Genomic DNA, 18,395 nt, shown 5'->3' on the forward strand with positions numbered 1-18,395 from the left:
TGTGCCTGTGAACGTAACTAGTGGCATGGCTCACGGTCAATATTCAAGGATGTGAATTTCAGTCAGATTCGTGTACATCATTGAGGCATGCGCATTCTCATGACAGGGGCCTCGGGAAAGGTCGGGACGCTGCTCCGGCCGCGACTCGCGCGTGAGGGCCGTACGCTGCGCCTTTCCGACATCCAGCCGGTCGAGCCCGGGCCCGGCGAGGAATGGGTGACGGCCGACCTGGCCGACCAGGCCGCCGTGGCCGAGGCCATGAAAGGCGTGGACGCCGTGCTGCACCTGGGCGGCCAGAGCAGGGAGCACCCCTGGGCCGACATCGTGCAGGCCAACATCAACGGGACCCAGGTGCTGCTGGAGGCGGCGCGGAAGGAGGGGGTCGAGCACGTCCTGCTCATGGGCAGCCACCACGCCGCCGGCTACCAGACCCGTCCCGAGTCGGGCGCGGACCTGCCCGACTACGCCTTCCCCAGGCCGGACACCTTCTACGGCGTGAGCAAGGTCGTCATGGAGGCCCTCGGCAGCCTCTACCACGACCGGTTCGGCATGAACGTCACCGTGGTCCGTCTCGGCACCTGCAGCGAAGCCCCCGCCGACACGCGCGGGCTGGCCACCTGGATCTCGCCCGACGACCTGACCCGCCTGATCGAGGCCGGGCTGGGCGCGACCGGCTACCACGTGGTCTGGGGCGTCTCCGACAGCCCGCGCCGCTGGTGGTCGCTGGAGGAGGCCAAGGCCATCGGGTTCGAGTCGAAGGACAGCTCCGAGCCCTTCGCCGCCGCCCTCATCGAGGCGCAGGGCGAGCCCGACCTGTCCGAGCCGCTGCACCACCGCGCGGGCGGCGTCTTCACGCTGAACGAGCTCGGCGGGAAGTGGTGAGCTGACCCGCCTGCCGTGGCAACCGGTTGCAAGAACCTTGACGGCGCAAGCTGCGAACGCCAAGGTTTGATCTGGCAACCGTTTGCATGGGAGGACGGCCATGGCGGCGACGATCAAGGACGTGGCCCGCGCCTGCGGTGTCCACGTCTCCACGGTGTCCCGGACCTTCTCCGCGCCGCACCTGGTCAATCCGGCCACCAGGACCCGCGTGCTGGCCGCCGCCGACGACCTCGGCTACCGGCCCAACCGCGCCGCCAGGGCGCTCACCACGGGGCGCACGTACAACATGGGCCTGATCGTGGCCGACATCGCCAACCCGTTCTTCCCGCCGCTCATCAAGGCCGCCCAGGCGCAGGCCAGAGGCCGTGACTACCACGTCTTCGTGGCCGACACCGACGAGGACCCGCGGGTCGAGGAAGAGCTGATCAGGACCTTCGCCAAGCAGGTGGACGGCGTCCTGCTGTGCAGCCCCCGGCTGTCGAACAAGATGATCGAGCGGCTGGCCGAGGACGTGCCGTTCGTGGTGGTCAACCGGCGCATCAAGGGCATGCCCGCCGTGCTCATGAACGTCGCCCAGGGCACCAAGCTCGCCCTCGACCACCTGGCCGCGCTCGGCCACCACAGGATCGCGCTCGTGTCCGGCCCGATCGGCTCGTGGACCAGCAACGAGATGCAGGGCGCGGCCGCCGAGGCGGTCGGGCTCGACCTGGTCTTCTTCGGCCCCAACCAGCCCACGGAGGGCGGCGGCCTGGCGGTGGCCCCCGAGGTGGCCGCCTGCGGGGCGAGCGCGGTGCTGGCCTACAACGACCTCCTCGCACTCGGACTCATCGAGGGGCTGTCGGCGATGGAGATAGGGGTACCAGACCAGATAAGTGTGATCGGGTTCGACGACATCCTTCCGGGACGGCTCAACCGGCCCAAGCTGACCACGGTGGCCATGCCGGCCGCGGCGGCGGGAAGGATGGCCGTCGATCTGCTGCTGCAGTCGGGGGGAGAGGGCGCGACCGTGACCCTCGACACCGACCTCATCGTCCGCGAGTCCACGGGAAGGGCCCCATAAATGAGCGCCGTCATGAACTTCGGAACGCTGCCGTCGGGCCGGCAGGTCGAGCAGGTGGAGCTGGCGTCGGGACGGCTGCGCGCCGACGTGCTGACCTACGGCGCCGTCATCCGCAGGCTGGAGGTCGACGGGGTCAACGTCGTGCTCGGGCTGGACACGATCGACGACTACCTGACCCGCAGCCGCTACTTCGGCGCGGTCGTCGGCCGTTACGGCAACCGCATCGCCCACGCCCGCTTCACCCTCGACGGGACCGAATACCGGCTGCCCGCCAACAACGGCCCCAACTGCCTGCACGGCGGCACCGAGGGCTTCGACAGCAGGGTGTGGACGATCGCCGCCCAGAGCGACACGTCGGTGACCCTGACGCTGACCAGCCCCGACGGCGACCAGGGCTTCCCCGGCACGCTGACGGCCTCGGTGACCTACACGCTGGACGGCGACGCGCTGCGGATCGACTACGCGGCCGAGAGCGACGCGCCCACCGTGGTCAACCTGACCAACCACTCCTACTTCAACCTCAAGGGCGAGGGCGACGTCCTCGACCACGTGATCAGGATGGACGCCGCCCACTACCTGCCGGTGGACGACGACAAGATCCCGACGGGGGAGCCGGCGCCGGTCAAGGGCACGCCGTTCGACTTCACCGAGCCGCACGCGGTGGGCGAGCGCTACGACGGCGGCTACGACCACTGCTTCGTGCTCGACGGCGGCGGCATCGAGGTCAAGGGCGGCGGGCTGACCATGGAGGTCACCACGACCGAGCCGGGCGTGCAGTTCTACGCCGGCGGCATGCTCGACGGGGTGCAGACGCCGTACGGGCCGTTCGCGGGGCTGTGCCTGGAGACGCAGCACTTCCCCGACGCGCCCAACCAGCCGCAGTTCCCGTCCACCGTGCTGCGTCCCGGCGAGCGGCGCACCTCGACCACGACGTACCGGTTCATCTGACCGGCCGCAGGGCGCCGGACGCCTTGATCACCAGCAGCGCCATGTCGTCCTGGGCCGGCTCGGCGGCGAAGGTCTCGACGGCGTGGCGCACCCGTTCGGCCACGGCGTGGGCGCTGAGGCCCGTGCAGCCCGACAGCAGCGCGGCCAGCCCGTCGCCGTCGTCGAGCAGCCGGTCGCCGTCGCGCCGCTCGGTCACGCCGTCGGTGACGCACAGCAGCACCTCCTCCGGCGCCAGCTCGAACCTCTCCACGTAGAACCTGGCGCCGGACTCGATGCCGAGCAGCAGTTGCGGGGTCGCCATGGCCTGGACCTCGCCGCTGGGCCGCAGCAGCAGGGGCGGCGGGTGGCCGGCCGAGGCGATCGTGCACAGCGCCCCGCCCTGCGGCAGCGGGGTCAGCTCGCCGCACAGCAGGCTGAGGAACCTGCCCTCGTCCCCCTCGTCGAGCAGCGCCTGGTTGAGCCGGTCGAAGATGTCGGCCACCGTGTAGTGCTCCTTGGCCAGCAGGCGTACGGCGTGCCTGGCCAGGCCGGTGACCGCGGCCGCCTCGGGGCCGCTGCCGCACACGTCGCCGAGCGCGAAGCACCAGTGGTCGGCCACCGTGAACAGGTCGTAGAAGTCGCCCCCGACATCGGCGCCCTCCTCGGCCGGCTCGTAGACCACCGCCGACTCCAGGCCCGGCATGGGGGCCACCCGCATCGGCAGCAGGCTGCGCTGCAGCACGCGGGAAGTCGTCGCCTGCCTGGCGTACAGCATGGCCGTGTGCAGGTTGAGCGCCACCAGGCGGCACAGATCGGCCAGCAGGTCGGCCAGCTCAAGCGGCAGCGTCGGCTCCTTGCGGCCGATCACCAGCGCGCCGTGCGACCTGCCCTGCGTCAGCAGCGGGAAGGCCAGCACCGTCTCGGGACCTATCGGCCAGGCCACCTCGTGCAGCGTGGTGCGGGGCAGGGCGGGCAGCGACTTGCGCAGCGCGGAGTTGCGGCTCTCCTCGCTGTGCCAGACGTGGGCGAGCCTGGTCATGCCCGCCAGATCGGTCAGGTAGACCGCCGCCCACGTCGCGATCTTCGGCACGACGAGCTGCGCCGTCAGCGCCGCGATCAGCTCCTCGTCGTGCACGCCGGCCAGCAGCTCGCCCGCCTCGGCCAGGAACGACAGCCGCCCCCGGTGCGCCCGGTCCCGCTCGGCCAGCCGCTCGCGCTGCACCGGCACCGCCACCTGGTCGGCGATGTGCTGCAGGCTGACCGTCAGCTCCTGGTCGAAGCGCGCCGGCCGCGCGGCCGTGACCACGAGATAGCCGATCACCTCGCCGGACACCAGCAGCGGCGCGCACGCCAGCGACCTGGCGCGCAGCTGCTCGGCCAGCTCCACGTCCGCGGCGAGCAGGTCGTCGATCAGCGCGGGCGCCTTGCGTTCGGCGCAGAACACGCCCTTGGCCAGCACCCCGACCATCCCGGCCGTGTCGCCCGCGCCCGCGGCCACGCCGAACTGGCCGTCGGTGTCGGCGGCCAGCAGCACGTAGGAGGCGTCGCCCGCGCTGGACACCTGCACGATCTGGGCGATCGTGGTGAGCAGGTCGGCGAGCGGCATGTCGTGGTCGATCAGGTCCTTGATCCGCCGGCCCGCCTCCCTGCGCAGCGGCTGGGGCGGCGGCGTCAGGACGTGGCGGTGGTCGCCGGGCACGATCATCCAGATCGTCCTGCGCTCCCCGGCGTGCCCGCGGATGCGCAGGTGGGAGACGTAGACGGGGACGAGCCTGCCGTCGCGGTGCCGCATCCGCGTCTCGCCCCGCCAGCGGCCGAGCCCGAGCGTGTCGGCCAGCGACAGCGCGTACGGGCCCGCGCCGCGCCAGGCCACCAGCTCCTTCAGCGATCGGCCGACCACCTGCTCAGGCGCCCAGCCGAGCAACTGGGACGCCTCGGTGTTCCACGACTCCACCACCCCGTCGAGGTCGCAGACCACCACGCCGACGTGCAGGGTCTCCAGCGGCGCCACGACCGGGGCGGCGACCGTGCCCGCCGGGATCTCCTGCTGCTCGCCGATCTCCAGCCGCACCCAGACGCGCTTGGCCGTCCTCGTGTACGTCACGCCCCAGGCGTCGGCGAGCAGCTGGGCCAGCGCCAGCCCGCGGCCGGAGGTGGCCGGCTGCCCGTCCTCGTCGGTGGCGGGGGGCGGGGTGCCGGAGATGGTCCGGCCGGGGTGCTGGTCGTCGACCTCGATCTCCAGCCTGGCCGGGCACGCGTCCACGTCGAGGCGGCAGGTCAGCTCGACGCCGGTGCCGGCGTGGACCACCGCGTTCGTGACGAGCTCGCTGGTCAGCAGGACGGCGTCCTCGGCCAGATGGCTCAGCCGCCACTCGGCGAGCACCTGGCGTACGAACTTGCGGGCGTGCGCCGGTGCGTGGGGACTGCCGTCGAAGGCCGTGCTCGACACCTTGGTCGTGTCCACTCTGCGTCCTAGAACATCACTCGATGTGGCAGTTCGGTCACTCTCAGAGTGGCAGACTGATGCCGTTGATGCCTCCAGTTGTGAAGAAGGCCGCGATGGTCACGCAGTTGGAATCCTCTTACGCACATGGACCGCTCCACCCGGCGGATCTCCGCCCGCTGCTCGTGGCCCTGCGCGGGCTGCGTGACGGCAACTTCAAAGCCAGGCTCGAACTGCCCGGCGACCCCTTCCTGGCCGAGCTGGCGACGACGCTCAACCAGGTACTCGACCGCAACGAGCACCTCTGCGGCGAGCTGACCCGGCTGCGCACGGAGGTGGCCAGGCGCGGGCGGCTCGACGAGCGGCTCAGCCCCAGCCCGGGCACCGGCGGCTGGGCGGTCAACGTGGCCGCCGTCAACACCCTCATCGACGCGCTCGTCATCCCCGCCGCCAAGGCCACCAGGGTGCTCAACGCGGTCGCGGACGGCGACCTGTCCAAGCGGGTCGATCTGCAGGAGGACGACAGGCCGCTGCGCGGCGGGCTGCGGCTGATGGGCAAGGCGGTCAACCGCATGGTCGAGCAGCTCGCGCTGTTCTCCGGCGAGGTGACGCGGGTGGCCCGCGAGGTCGGCACCGAGGGCAGGCTCGGCGGCCGGGCCAAGGTGCAGGGCATGTCGGGGAGCTGGCGTGACGTGACCGAGGCGGTCAACGCCATGGCCGGGCGGCTGACGGCCCAGGTGCGCGACATCGCGGTCGTGACCACCGCCGTGGCCAGGGGCGACCTGACCAGGCAGGTGACGGTCGAGGCCACCGGCGAGCTGCTGGAGCTCAAGCTGACCGTCAACACGATGGTCGACCAGCTCTCGGCGTTCGCCAGCGAGGTGACCAGGGTGGCCCGCGAGGTCGGCACGGAGGGTCAGCTGGGCGGGCGGGCCGAGGTGAAGGGCGTGCTCGGCACCTGGAAGGACCTGACCGACAACGTCAACTTCATGGCCTCCAACCTGACCACGCAGGTGCGCTCGATCGCCCAGGTGACGACGGCGGTGGCCAACGGCGACCTGTCGAAGAAGATCACCGTGGACGCGCGCGGGGAGATCCTGCAGCTCAAGGACACCATCAACACGATGGTCGGGCAGTTATCGGCGTTCGCCGACGAGGTGACCAGGGTGGCCCGCGAGGTGGGCACCGAGGGCCGGCTGGGCGGTCAGGCGCAGGTGCGGGGCGTGAGCGGGGTCTGGAAGGACCTGACCGACAACGTCAACTTCATGGCCTCCAACCTCACCGAGCAGGTACGCGACATCGCGCAGGTGGCCACCGCCGTCGCCCAGGGCGACCTCAGCCGCAAGATCAGCGTGGACGTCAAGGGCGAGATCCTGCAGCTCAAGGACACCGTCAACACGATGGTGGGGCAGTTATCGGCGTTCGCCGACGAGGTGACCAGGGTGGCGCGTGAGGTGGGCACGGAGGGGCGGCTGGGCGGTCAGGCGCAGGTGCGGGGTGTGTCGGGGGTGTGGAAGGACCTGACGGACAACGTCAACTTCATGGCCTCCAACCTCACCAGCCAGGTACGCAGCATCGCCATGGTCACCACCGCCATCGCCAACGGCGACCTGTCCAAGAAGATCACCGTGGACGCCCGGGGCGAGATCCTCCAGCTCAAGGACACCATCAACGCCACCGTGGACAAGCTCTCCGCCTTCGCCGACGAGGTGACGCGGGTGGCCCGCGAGGTGGGCACGGAGGGGCGGCTGGGCGGTCAGGCGCAGGTGCGGGGCGTGAGCGGGGTCTGGAAGGACCTGACGGACAACGTCAACTTCATGGCCTCCAACCTCACCAGCCAGGTACGCAACATCGCCCAGGTCGCCACCGCCGTGGCCAACGGCGACCTGAACAAGAAGATCGACGTGGACGCCCGCGGCGAGATCCTGGAGCTCAAGACCACGATCAACACCATGGTCGACACGCTGTCGTCGTTCTCCTCCGAGGTGACGCGGGTGGCCCGCGAGGTCGGCTCGGAGGGCAGGCTGGGCGGCCAGGCCGAGGTCGAGGGCGTCTACGGCACCTGGGAGCGCCTGACCAAGAACGTCAACCAGCTCGCCGGCAACCTCACCACCCAGGTGCGCGCCATCGCCGAGGTGGCCAGCGCCGTCGCCCAGGGCGACCTCAGCCGTTCGATCAGCGTCGAGGCCAAGGGCGAGGTCGCCGAGCTGAAGAACAACGTCAACCTCATGGTTGCCAACCTGCGCGAGACCACCCGCGCGAAAGACTGGCTGGAGAGCAACCTGGCCCGCATCGCCGGGCTCATGCAGGGGCACCGCGACCTGGTCGAGGTCGCCGACCTGATCCTGCGCGAGCTGACGCCGCTGGTGAGCGCCCAGTACGGCGCCTTCTTCCTGGCCGAGGCCACCTCCTTCGACGGCTCGCTCGCCTTCATCGCCGGCTACGGCGCCGCCCACGACGTGCTGCCCGGCCAGGGCACCCCGGGGCCCGGGCTGATCAGGCAGGCGGCCCTGGAACGCAAGCGCATCCTGCTCGGCGACGTGCCGCCCGGCTACATCAAGGTCCACACCGGGCTCGGCGAGGCCGCCCCGGCCAGCGTCGTGGTGCTGCCCGTCGTGTTCGAGGACAAGGTGCTCGGGGTGATCGAGCTGGCCTCGTTCAGCCGGTTCAGCGACGTGCACCTGGCCTTCTTCGACCAGTTCGTGGTCACCATCGGCGTGGCCATCAACACCATCATCGCCAACGCCCGCACCGAGGCGCTGCTGTCGGAGTCGCAGCGCCTGGCCCAGCAGCTCCAGGGCCGCTCGGACGAGCTGCAGCGCCAGCAGGCCGAGCTGCGCAGGTCGAACGCCGCGCTGGAGGAGAAGGCCCACCTGCTGGCCACCTCCTCCCGCTACAAGACGGAGTTCCTGGCCAACATGTCCCACGAGCTGCGCACGCCGCTCAACAGCCTGCTCATCCTGGCCAGGCTGCTGGCCGACAACCCCGAGGGCAACCTGTCGGAGCAGGAGGTCGAGTTCGCCACCACGATCCACAACGCCGGCAGCGACCTGCTCCAGCTGATCAACGACATCCTCGACCTGTCCAAGATCGAGGCGGGACGCATGGACGTGCGGCCGGAGCGGCTGCCGCTCAGCAAACTGCTCGACTACGTGGACGCCACGTTCCGCCCGCTGACCGTGGACCGGGGGCTCAAGCTGGAGATCGAGGTCGCCCCCGGCACCCCCGCCCAGCTCTACAACGACGAGCGCCGGCTGCAGCAGATCCTGCGCAACCTGCTGTCCAACGCGGTCAAGTTCACCTCCTCCGGCGAGGTGCGCCTGGTCGTCTCCGTCGCCGGGGACCGCCCCGACCCCGAGGGCCGCCCGATGCTCGCGTTCGCCGTCAGCGACACCGGCATCGGCATCGCCGCCGACAAGCTGCCGGCCATCTTCGGCGCCTTCCAGCAGGCCGACGGCACCACCAGCCGTAAATACGGGGGCACCGGCCTGGGCCTGTCGATCAGCAGCGAGATCGCCCGCCTGCTCGGCGGCGAGATCCACGCCGCCAGCAGCCCCGGCAGGGGCAGCACCTTCACCCTCTACGTGCCGGCCGGCCGGGCGGCGGCCACGCTCGCGGGCGAGCCGGAGCGGGCCGAGGAGCCCGTGCCCGAGGCCCTCACCGCCCCGGCCGAGTGGCCGTCCGCCGACGGCGAGGACTCGTGGAGCTCCACGCTCACCCGGCTGAAGGACAGCCCGGCCGGGGAGATCTTCGCGGGCCGGCGGGTGCTCATCGTGGACGACGACATCCGCAACGTCTACGCCCTGACCCACGTGCTCGGCCGCCTCGGCATGGAGATCGTCTACGCGGAGAACGGCAGGGAGGGGCTGGAGGCCCTCGAACGCGAGCACGACATCGCCCTCGTCCTCATGGACGTGATGATGCCCGAGATGGACGGCTACGAGACGCTCACCGCCGTCCGCCAGATGCCCGCCTTCGCCGGCCTGCCCATCATCGCGCTCACCGCCAAGGCCATGCCGGGCGACCGGGAGAAGACGATCTCGTGCGGCGCCTCCGACTACGTGCCCAAACCCGTGGACGTCGACCAGCTCCTGGAGGTGATGCGGGGGTGGCTCACGGGCGAACGGCAGGCCGGCGGATGAACCGGCAGGTCAAGATCCTCGTGGTGGACGACAACGAGGAGAGCCTGGTCGCGCTGGAGGCCGTGCTCAGGCCGCTGCAGCAGGTCCTGTTCAAGGCCAGGTCGGGAGCCGAGGCGATGAAGCTGATGCTGCGCCACGACTTCGCCGTCGTGCTGCTCGACGTGCTCATGCCGGGCATGGACGGGTTCGAGACCGCCACCCACATCAAACGGCTCGACCAGACCCGCGACGTGCCCATCATCTTCCTGACCGGCACCGAGCCGAGCGCGGGATCGGCCTTCCGCGGATACGCGGTGGGCGCGGTCGACTACCTCACCAAGCCCTTCGACCCCTGGGTGCTGCGCTCCAAGGTGACGGTGTTCATGGAGCTGTTCCGCAAGACCACGGTGCTGAAGGAGCAGGCGGCGCTGCTCGCCCAGCTCGTCCGCGACCACGAGGCGCTGGCGGGCTTCGCGCGCCGGCTCGGGGCGGTGGAGTCGCGGCTGGACGGGCTGGCCGAGGTGGAGGGGGAGGACGAGGGGCTGCGGGAGGCGATCAAGGATCTGGCGGACCGGGTGGGGGCCATGCAGTCCGCGTTCGAGGCGGTGTCGTCCGTACGGGGGCGGGAATGAGCAGGCCGGGTGAGGTTCGTGCCAGGACACCGGCGTGGCTGCGCGCGTTCAGCGGTGTCTCCGTCGTACCTTTGGCATCATGGCCACCCGTACGCCGAAAAGCGCATCGAAGGGGCCGGCGAAGCGGTCGGCCTCGTCTCGCTCGACCACCGCCAAGCGCGGGAGCACGCCGGCGGGCCGGTCCAGGGCCAGGACGACCACGTCCGGCCGCAAGTCATCGGTGACCCATCAGGATCCCATCAGCTGGGTCTTCACCATGATCGGCAAGCTGATCGTCGGGCTGTGGATGCTGCTCGCCAACGGCATCGGCAGCACCGCCAGGGCGCTGGGCAAGAACGCCAGGGAGCTCGATCCCGCGCACCGGCGCGACGGGGTGGGCCTGACCGTGCTCGCGGGCGCGATCGTGCTCGCGGCCATGACCTGGCGCACCTCCGACGGCGCGGTGGCCGGGGTGGTCAACGCGACCGTGCACGCCGTGTTCGGCTCGCTGGCCTGGGCGCTGCCGCTGCTGCTCGGCCTGCTGGCCTGGCGCTATCTGCGCCATCCCGACCAGAACGCCGACACCGGCCGCATGGTGATCGGCTGGGCCGCGCTGATGGTCGGCGTGCTCGGCGTCATCCACGTGGCCAACGACACGCCCTACCCGGCCGGCGAGGGCCAGGGCATGGACAAGGTGTCGCAGGCCGGCGGCATGGTCGGGTTCATCGTGTCGGCGCCGCCGATGAGCATCCTGCCTCCGTGGGTGACGATCCCGCTGCTGCTGCTCCTGTCCGGGTTCGGCGTGCTGGTGATCACCGCCACGCCGGTGCACCGCATTCCCGAGCGGCTGGCCGAACTCAAGCACCTGCTGTTCGAGCGGCACGCCGAGCAGGAGACGCCGCGGCAGCCGGCCAAGAAGCGGGTCAGGACCAAGAAGGGCGAGAGCGGCGAGGACGGCGAGGGCGGCGAGATCGTCAAGCCGTACGACACGCCGGTACTGGCCGAGAAGGACAAGCGGCAGGACCACTCGCCCGAGATCGTGCCGGGGCTGGCGGACGAGGAGGAAGCGCCCGTTCCCGAGGCCGAGCGCAAGCCTGAGCCGCCACAGCCGACGCCCGCGCCGCGCAAGGTCGAGCAGCTCGTGCTGTCGCCGCAGGCGGGCCCGTACGGGCTGCCCGACCTGCAGCACCTCAAGCAGGGCACGGCGCCCAAACCGCAGACCAAGGCCAACACGACCGTGGTCAACGCGCTCACCAGCGTGATGGAGCAGTTCGCCATCGACGCGCAGGTGATCGGCTTCACCCGGGGGCCGACCGTGACCCGCTACGAGATCGAGCTCGGGCCCGCGGTCAAGGTCGAGAAGGTCACCGCGCTCACCAAGAACATCGCCTACGCCGTCAAGTCGGCGGACGTGCGCATCCTGTCGCCGATCCCGGGCAAGTCGGCGATCGGCGTCGAGATCCCCAACGCCGACAAGGACCTCGTCTCGCTCGGCGACGTGCTGCGCTCGCAGGTGGCGCAGGCCGACCACCACCCGATGATCGTCGGCCTGGGCAAGGACGTCGAGGGCCGCACCATCGTGGCCAACCTCGCCAAGATGCCCCACCTGCTCATCGCGGGCGCCACCGGCGCGGGAAAGTCGGTCTGCGTCAACGGGCTGATCACCAGCATCCTCATGCGGGCCACCCCCGACGAGGTGCGCATGGTGCTGGTGGACCCCAAGCGGGTCGAGCTCAGCGTGTACGAGGGCATCCCCCACCTGATCACCCCCATCATCACGAATCCGAAGAAGGCCGCCGAGGCCCTGGAATGGGTCGTGGGCGAGATGGACCGGCGCTACGACGATCTGGCCGCCTCGGGGTTCCGGCACGTGGACGAGTTCAACAAGGCCGTGCGGGCGGGCAAGCTGCAGCCGCCGCCTGGCAGTGAGCGGGTCTACCAGCCGTACCCGTACCTGCTGGTGATCGTGGACGAGCTGGCCGACCTGATGATGGTGGCCCCGCGCGACGTCGAGGACTCGATCGTGCGCATCACGCAGCTCGCCCGCGCGGCCGGCATCCACCTGGTGATCGCCACCCAGCGGCCTTCCGTCGACGTCGTCACCGGCCTGATCAAGGCCAACGTGCCGTCCAGGCTGGCCTTCGCGGTGTCCTCGCTCACCGACTCGCGGGTCATCCTCGACCAGCCCGGCGCCGACAAACTGGTCGGCCAGGGTGACGCGCTGTTCCTGCCGATGGGCGCGAGCAAGCCGATCCGCATCCAGAACGCGTTCGTCTCGGAGAAGGAGATCGCCGGGATCGTCGCGCACTGCAAGGAGCAGATGCAGGTCGAGTACCGCGACGACGTCGCGGCGGCGCCGGTCAAGAGAGAGATCGACGAGGAGATCGGTGACGACCTCGACGTGCTGATCCAGGCGGCGGAGCTGATCGTGACCACGCAGTTCGGCTCGACCTCGATGTTGCAGCGCAAGCTGCGGGTCGGCTTCGCCAAGGCGGGGCGGCTGATGGACCTGCTGGAGAGCCGCAACGTGGTCGGCCCGAGCGAGGGTTCGAAGGCCCGCGAGGTGCTGGTCAAGCCCGACGATCTGCCTGGTTTGCTGGCCGATCTGCGTGGCGAATGACCCCAATGCGTGCTTGCCTGGCGATAACTGATTGAATATGTACCACCACGAAGAGTAGTCGGTGTGGTGGGGGGCGTTCGCTGTGCAGGAGCAGAGCATCGGGGCCATGCTGGCAGCGGCCAGGCAGTCGGCCGGGCTAACGGTCGCGCAGGTCAGCGCGGCAACCAGGATTCGCGAGGCGATCATCCATCTCATGGAGCAGGATGATTACCGCCAGTGCGGGGGTGACTTCTACGCCAGAGGGCATGTCAGGGCGGTGGCCGGGGCCGTGGGGCTCGATCCCGAGGCCACGGTCCATCTCTACGACCAGCAGCACGGAGGGGTGCCGCAGCCGGTGCGGGCCTCGGCCGTGTTCCAGGCCGACCGCAAGATCAACGTGCCCGAGCGCCGGGGGCCCAACTGGACGATGGCGCTGGGCGTGGCCCTGGCCATCGTCGTGGTCTTCGGCACCATGCGGGTGCTGGGCGGCGCGAGCGACCAGGTGCGTACGGGGGACGTGCGGGCGGCCTCGGCCCGGCCCAGCGTCCCGCCGAACACGCCGATCACCGAGGCGCCCAGGGCGGCGCCGTCGAAGGTCAGCGCCAAGAGCCTGGTGACGGTGCGTATCAAGGCGAAGCGGTCGTCGTACGTGAACGTGCACGACGCCAAGGGGCAGAAGTTGTTCTCGGGCACGCTGAAGGCGGGCAAGACGTCCACCTGGAAGGCGCCCGAGAAGGTCAACGTGCTGCTTTCCGACGCCGGAGCCGTAACGCTGCACGTCAACGGCAAGAAGGTCAAGGGTCTGGGAGGCAGCGGGGACATGGTGCGGCGCTCGTTCGGGCCGCCGAAACCGCAGTCGCGGTAGCAGCGCGCGGGTCGCGCGGGGGAGCCCGTGCAACAGGTGGTGGCCAACTCCCGATACCGTAGTGTTCACCATGTCATCCCGCCGAACCGCATCGCTGATCACTCTGGGCTGCGCACGCAACGAGGTCGACTCCGAGGAGCTGGCCGCGCGACTCGAGGCTGCCGGTTGGCAGCTGGGCGACGACGACCCCGATGTCGTCGTCGTCAACACGTGTGGCTTCATCGACTCGGCCAAGAAGGACTCCATCGACACGCTGCTGGCCGCCGCAGACTCGGGCGCCAAGGTAGTCGCCGCGGGCTGCATGGCCGAGCGCTACGGCAACGAGCTGGCCGAGGCACTGCCCGAGGCCAGCGCGGTCATCTCCTTCGACGACTACGCCGAGATCGGCGGCCGCCTCGACGACGTGCTCGAAGGCCGGCCGCTCAAGCCGCACACCCCACGCGACCGCCGCACCCTGCTACCCATCTCGCCGGTGGACCGTGCCAGCGCGGCCACCACGAGCATCCCGGGTCACGGCGACCTGCCGGCGGGCCTGGCGCCCGCCAGCGGGCCGCGCGTGCTGCGCAAACGGCTCGACGAGAGCCCGGTGGCCTCGCTCAAGCTGGCCTCGGGCTGCGACCGGCGCTGCACCTTCTGCGCCATCCCCGCCTTCCGCGGCTCCTACGTCTCGCGCAAGCCCGACGAACTGCTGGCCGAGGCCGACTGGCTGGCCCACAGGGGGGTGCGCGAGCTGGTCCTGGTGAGCGAAAACTCCACCTCCTACGGAAAAGACCTGGGCGACCTGCGGGCGCTGGAGAAGCTGCTGCCGCAACTGGCCGCCGTCGAGGGCATCGAGCGGGTGCGGGTCAGCTACCTCCAGCCGGCCGAGCTGCGTCCCGGCCTGATCGAGGTGCTCACCGCCACCGAGGGCGTCGTCCCCTACTTCGACCTGTCCTTCCAGCACGCCAGCGGCACGGTGCTGCGCCGGATGCGCCGCTTCGGCGACCCCGAGCGCTTCCTCGGGCTGCTGGAGTCGGTCCGCGAGCGCGCCCCCGAGGCGGGTGTGCGCTCCAACTTCATCGTGGGCTTCCCCGGCGAGACGGAGGAGGAGTTCGGCGAGCTGGTCGGCTTCCTCGAGCAGGCCAGGCTCGACGTGATCGGCGTGTTCGGCTACTCCGACGAGGACGGCACGGAGGCCGCCGGATTGCCGGGCAAGCTGGAGCAGGAGGTCGTCGACGAGCGCGTGCGCGTGCTCACCGAACTGGCCGAGGAGCTGACCGCCCAGCGCGCGGAGGAGCGCATCGGCACCGAGGTCGACGTGCTGATCGACGACGACCTCGGCGACGGCGGCTACGAGGGCAGGGCGGCGCACCAGGGCCCCGAGGTGGACGGCTCGGTCACGGTGCAGGGCATCGGCCTGGTCAAGGGGCAGATCGTACGCGCGGTGGTGGTCGACGCCGAGGGGGTTGACCTGATCGCGCGCATCAAGGCCGGTCCATGAAAAGGGACGAGCGCCGCGTGGTAAGCCCGTGGAACATCGCCAACGTCCTCACGGTCCTCCGGTTGGTGCTCGTCCCTTTCTTTGTCGTCTGTCTCTTCCTGCCGGGCACGGGCTGGCGCCTGGGCGCGCTGGCGCTGTTCGGGGTGGCCTCGCTGACCGACCACCTCGACGGCGAGCTGGCCCGGCGCTACGGTCTCATCACCGACTTCGGCAAGATCGCCGACCCGATCGCCGACAAGGCGCTCACCGGGGCGGCGCTGGTGTGCCTGTCGATCCTCGGCGAGCTGCCCTGGTGGGTCACGATCGTCATCCTGGGCCGTGAGGTGGCCATCACCGGGCTGCGCCTCGTGCTGCTGCGGCACGCGGTCATCCCGGCCAGCTACGGCGGCAAGGTCAAGACCGTGCTGCAGATCGCCGCGATCGTGCTCTATCTCCTGCCCGGCATTCCCGACCCCGTCAAGTGGGTGGTGATGGGCGGAGCGGTCGTCGTGACCGTGGGCACGGGCGTCGACTACGTCTTCAGGGCCGTGAGACTGCGTAAAGTGGCCAAGCGGGCGCGCGGGGAGTGAGCGATGGCGGATGTGGCCGGGGTGCTGGCGATGCTGGTGGAGCGGCAGGCGACGGTGGCGGTGGCGGAGTCGCTGACCGGAGGACTCATCGGGGCCGCGATCACCGCGGTGTCCGGCTCCTCCAAGGCGTTCAGGGGCGGGGTGATCTCCTACGCCACCGATCTCAAGCACGAGCTGCTGGGCGTGCCGGCTGAGCTTCTGGAGCGCGAGGGGGCCGTGCATCCCCAGGTCGCGGCCGGCATGGCGGCGGGGGTCGCGCGGGTGTGCGGGGCGACGTACGGGCTGGCGGTGACGGGGGTGGCCGGGCCCGAGCCGCAGGACGGCAAGGCGGTCGGCACCGTCTACGCGGCCGTGGCGGGGCCCGGCGGGCAGATTTGGGCCCGGGGATTGAGACTTGAAGGGTCGCGCGAACGTATCAGGGTAGAGACGGTGGACGAGGCAGTCGATCTACTGTCAGGTGTGCTGAAGGCGAACATAGGGGAACATTCCGGGTGATTACCGTGTTACGTCCCGAGCGAACATCCGAGGCACGGTCTGACGCGGTGTCGGTGGATACGGGTACGGTGGAGCTGTGAGTGAGGTCCGTGAGCCAACTGCAGGCACCGAGCGCCCGGCAGGCGGGCCTGATGAGTCGCGCAACGAGGCACGAGCGGCGGTCCAGGGGCGGAGTCGCCCAGTGATGACGGCGAGGAGTATGTACGAAGCGAAGAAGCAAAATGTGCGGCACGAACCGATCGCGCGGGGCGTGGTGAAGACATCCGCGCCGGGGAGGGAGCGACAGATGATTCTGCTGCGTCAGCTGCTCGGCGACGTGCTGAGGCGGTTGCGGGTGCGGCAAGGGCGCACGCTGCGCGAGGTGTCGACACTGGCACGCGTCTCGCTCGGCTACCTGTCCGAGGTGGAGCGTGGCCAGAAGGAGGCCTCGTCCGAGCTGCTCGCGTCCATTTGCGGCGCGCTCGGGGTGCCGCTTTCGCAGGTGCTGCGTGAGGTTTCCGACCAGTTCGCGCTGGCGGAGCTCCAGGCTGCCCCTGTGCTCGCCGACGCGCCCGAGCGCGAGCGTCTCGCCCTTTCCGAGACGGTTCCCGGGTCGATCTCCGACTCCGTGTTCCCCGAAGTCAAGGACATGGTGGCCGCCTAACGCGGCTGGCAGCCCGCACACCACAGGATCAGCCGTTCCTGTGGCCGCATCCCCATCTCCCCGCGGCTGATGCGGGTGCCGCATCGGCGACAGGGCCTCCCCGCCCTGCCGTAGACCCACGTCGCGTTCCCCGGGCGGCGATCACCTGTGGTCACCGTGCCCGCAAGTCCCTTGTTGGCGTCCAGCAGCCGCTGGGCCAGTGCCACCAGCCCGTCGAGATCCTCGATCTCCCCGACCTTCTTCCACGGCCAGACCCCGCGCAGGAACAGGGTCTCGGCGCGATAGATCGTGCCGATCCCCGCCAGGTTGCGCTGATCGAGCAGCGCCTCCCCGATGGTCCTGCCGGGCTCCGCTCGCAATCTCCGCACGGCCTCCTCCGGGTCCCAGTCCGCACCCAGCAGATCCGGCCCCAGATGGCCCACCAGCCGTGCCTCGTCGTCGGTCCTGACCAGGTCCACCATTCCCAGCCTGACGCCGACCGCCTGCCACTCCGCGTTCGCCAGGATCAGCCGTACCCGGTCGCCGGGGGCGGTGCGCCGGCCTGCGGGCGTGACCAGCCAGCTTCCGTCCATGCGCAGGTGGGTGTGCACGGTCAGACCGCCCTCGACCCGGGTGAGCAGGTGCTTGCCACGCGAGAGGGTGGTGATCACCGCGCGGCTGGTGAGGTCGGCGGTGGCGTGCCTCGGGACCCGGAAGTCCGACCGGGTGAGCGTCCGCCCGTCGAGCGCGCCTCTGAGGCGGGCGGCGGTGCGGTGGACGGCATCTCCCTCAGGCACCTGTCCAGTCTAAGAAGCCGCTGTCACGGCCGCGCGCCCGCTTGACCGGTACGGGGGCGTCTCCGACAGGGCTTTGCGTACATGATTCGCTGCCTTTTGAGGGGGTTCGTGGCCATAATGACGATCAGGAGACGGCCTTGACGGAAGGCTTGTGCAGGGCATGCCTGAGATCACTGAGTTACGTGCGGGAGATCCCGCGGAGGCCGCGGGATATCGGCTGAGCGGGCGGCTGGCGCCCGGGGTGTTCGCCGGGCGGTCGAGGGCCGGGGAGCCGGTCCTGGTGCGATTATTACCGGCCGAGGTGGACCCGGAGGCGTTCCTGCGGGAGATGGAGCCGCTGCGGGCGGTCTCGGCGGTCGGCACGGCGCAGGTCCTGGACGCGGGCGTGCAGGGCGAGCAGGCGTACCTGGTGGCCGAATGGGTGGACGGCCCCTCGCTGGCGGAGGTCGGCGGGTCGGTCGACGGGGTGGGGCTGCACCGGCTGGCGGCCGGAACGATCACGGCGCTGGTCGCGCTGCACCAGGCGGGGCTGGTGCACGGCGACATCCGGCCGGGCAACGTGCTGCTGGGACCCGACGGGCCCAGAGTGGCCGACGCGGGGCTGGAACACGCGATGGCGCAGGCGTCGGTGTCGACGCGGAAGGTGGCGGTGCCCGCGTACACCGCTCCGGAGCGGCTGGCGGGCGGCGCGGCCACGCCGGCCGGTGACGTGTTCTCGTGGGCGGCGACGATGGTGTTCGCGGTGAGCGGAGCCTCGCCGTTCGAGGGCGGGTCGATGGCGGCGACCGTGGCCAGGATCACCGGCGGTCAGGCGGACCTGCCGGAGCTGGGGGAGTTGCACGGGCTGATCGTGGCCTGCCTGGACCACGATCCCGAGGCGCGGCCGGCGGCCAGCGAGGTGCTGCTGCGGCTGGTCGGGCAGAC

At 70.5% G+C, this 18,395-nt stretch carries 14 protein-coding genes; 12 read left to right on the top strand and 2 right to left on the bottom strand.

What is annotated here, in order from left to right:
- The first annotated feature begins 87 nt into the window (after nt 1-87).
- The 3 genes from ABFX54_RS31360 (at nt 88) to ABFX54_RS31370 (ending at nt 2,890) form a co-directional block, all read left to right on the top strand.
- Entirely contained in the window at nt 88-882 is a 795-nt protein-coding gene (locus ABFX54_RS31360; RefSeq protein ID WP_346110176.1) for an NAD-dependent epimerase/dehydratase family protein, read from the top strand.
- A 100-nt stretch (nt 883-982) separates the two neighbouring features.
- On the top strand, nt 983-1,942 hold the full coding sequence (locus ABFX54_RS31365) for a LacI family DNA-binding transcriptional regulator (protein ID WP_346110177.1): 960 nt from the start codon (nt 983-985) through the stop codon (nt 1,940-1,942).
- 12 nt (nt 1,943-1,954) lie between these two features.
- Nucleotides 1,955-2,890: an aldose epimerase family protein gene (locus tag ABFX54_RS31370; RefSeq protein WP_346110178.1), complete on the top strand. Its 936-nt coding sequence runs from the start codon at nt 1,955-1,957 to the stop codon at nt 2,888-2,890.
- On the opposite strand, the gene ABFX54_RS31375 is transcribed toward ABFX54_RS31370, so the two are convergent.
- On the bottom strand, nt 2,883-5,333 hold the full coding sequence (locus ABFX54_RS31375) for a SpoIIE family protein phosphatase (protein ID WP_346110179.1): 2,451 nt from the start codon (nt 5,331-5,333) through the stop codon (nt 2,883-2,885). The two genes, ABFX54_RS31370 and ABFX54_RS31375, sit on opposite strands and share 8 nt — an antisense overlap.
- A gap of 95 nt (nt 5,334-5,428) precedes the next feature.
- Here ABFX54_RS31375 and ABFX54_RS31380 point away from each other — a divergent pair, with 95 nt between their 5' ends.
- From ABFX54_RS31380 to ABFX54_RS31415, 8 genes are all read left to right on the top strand, one after another.
- Nucleotides 5,429-9,454: a HAMP domain-containing protein gene (locus ABFX54_RS31380; RefSeq protein ID WP_346110180.1), complete on the top strand. Its 4,026-nt coding sequence runs from the start codon at nt 5,429-5,431 to the stop codon at nt 9,452-9,454.
- Nucleotides 9,451-10,065 carry a response regulator gene (locus tag ABFX54_RS31385; RefSeq protein ID WP_346110181.1) on the top strand — a complete coding sequence of 205 codons (615 nt, stop codon included), beginning with the start codon at nt 9,451-9,453 and terminating at the stop codon, nt 10,063-10,065. The genes ABFX54_RS31380 and ABFX54_RS31385 overlap by 4 nt, the downstream gene beginning before the upstream one ends.
- Before the next feature lie 79 nt (nt 10,066-10,144).
- Nucleotides 10,145-12,664, top strand: coding sequence for a DNA translocase FtsK (locus ABFX54_RS31390; RefSeq protein WP_346110182.1), 2,520 nt, complete (start codon nt 10,145-10,147; stop codon nt 12,662-12,664).
- 106 nt (nt 12,665-12,770) lie between these two features.
- Complete coding sequence (locus tag ABFX54_RS31395) at nt 12,771-13,508, top strand: helix-turn-helix domain-containing protein (protein ID WP_346110183.1); 738 nt, start codon at nt 12,771-12,773, stop codon at nt 13,506-13,508.
- Nucleotides 13,509-13,578: 70 nt separating this feature from the next.
- Nucleotides 13,579-14,988 carry a 30S ribosomal protein S12 methylthiotransferase RimO gene (gene rimO, locus ABFX54_RS31400; protein WP_346110184.1) on the top strand — a complete coding sequence of 470 codons (1,410 nt, stop codon included), beginning with the start codon at nt 13,579-13,581 and terminating at the stop codon, nt 14,986-14,988.
- Nucleotides 14,985-15,557 carry a CDP-diacylglycerol--glycerol-3-phosphate 3-phosphatidyltransferase gene (gene pgsA, locus ABFX54_RS31405; RefSeq protein WP_346110185.1) on the top strand — a complete coding sequence of 191 codons (573 nt, stop codon included), beginning with the start codon at nt 14,985-14,987 and terminating at the stop codon, nt 15,555-15,557. The genes rimO and pgsA overlap by 4 nt, the downstream gene beginning before the upstream one ends.
- 3 nt (nt 15,558-15,560) lie before the next feature.
- Entirely contained in the window at nt 15,561-16,052 is a 492-nt protein-coding gene (locus ABFX54_RS31410) for a CinA family protein (RefSeq protein ID WP_346110186.1), read from the top strand.
- A gap of 286 nt (nt 16,053-16,338) precedes the next feature.
- Nucleotides 16,339-16,695 (top strand): helix-turn-helix domain-containing protein, encoded by a 357-nt coding sequence (locus ABFX54_RS31415; RefSeq protein ID WP_346110190.1) that lies wholly within the window; start codon nt 16,339-16,341, stop codon nt 16,693-16,695.
- Here ABFX54_RS31415 and ABFX54_RS31420 read toward each other — a convergent pair.
- Entirely contained in the window at nt 16,692-17,471 is a 780-nt protein-coding gene (locus tag ABFX54_RS31420; RefSeq protein ID WP_346110187.1) for a DNA-formamidopyrimidine glycosylase family protein, read from the bottom strand. The two genes, ABFX54_RS31415 and ABFX54_RS31420, sit on opposite strands and share 4 nt — an antisense overlap.
- Nucleotides 17,472-17,631: 160 nt before the next feature.
- On the opposite strand from ABFX54_RS31420, the gene ABFX54_RS31425 reads away from it, so the two are divergent.
- Nucleotides 17,632-18,395, top strand: a 764-nt coding sequence (locus ABFX54_RS31425) for a protein kinase domain-containing protein (RefSeq protein ID WP_346110188.1), incomplete at its 3' end; no start/stop codon positions are given.

Source organism: Nonomuraea maheshkhaliensis, from assembly GCF_039529435.1.
Classification (GTDB): Bacteria; Actinomycetota; Actinomycetes; order Streptosporangiales; family Streptosporangiaceae; genus Nonomuraea; species Nonomuraea maheshkhaliensis.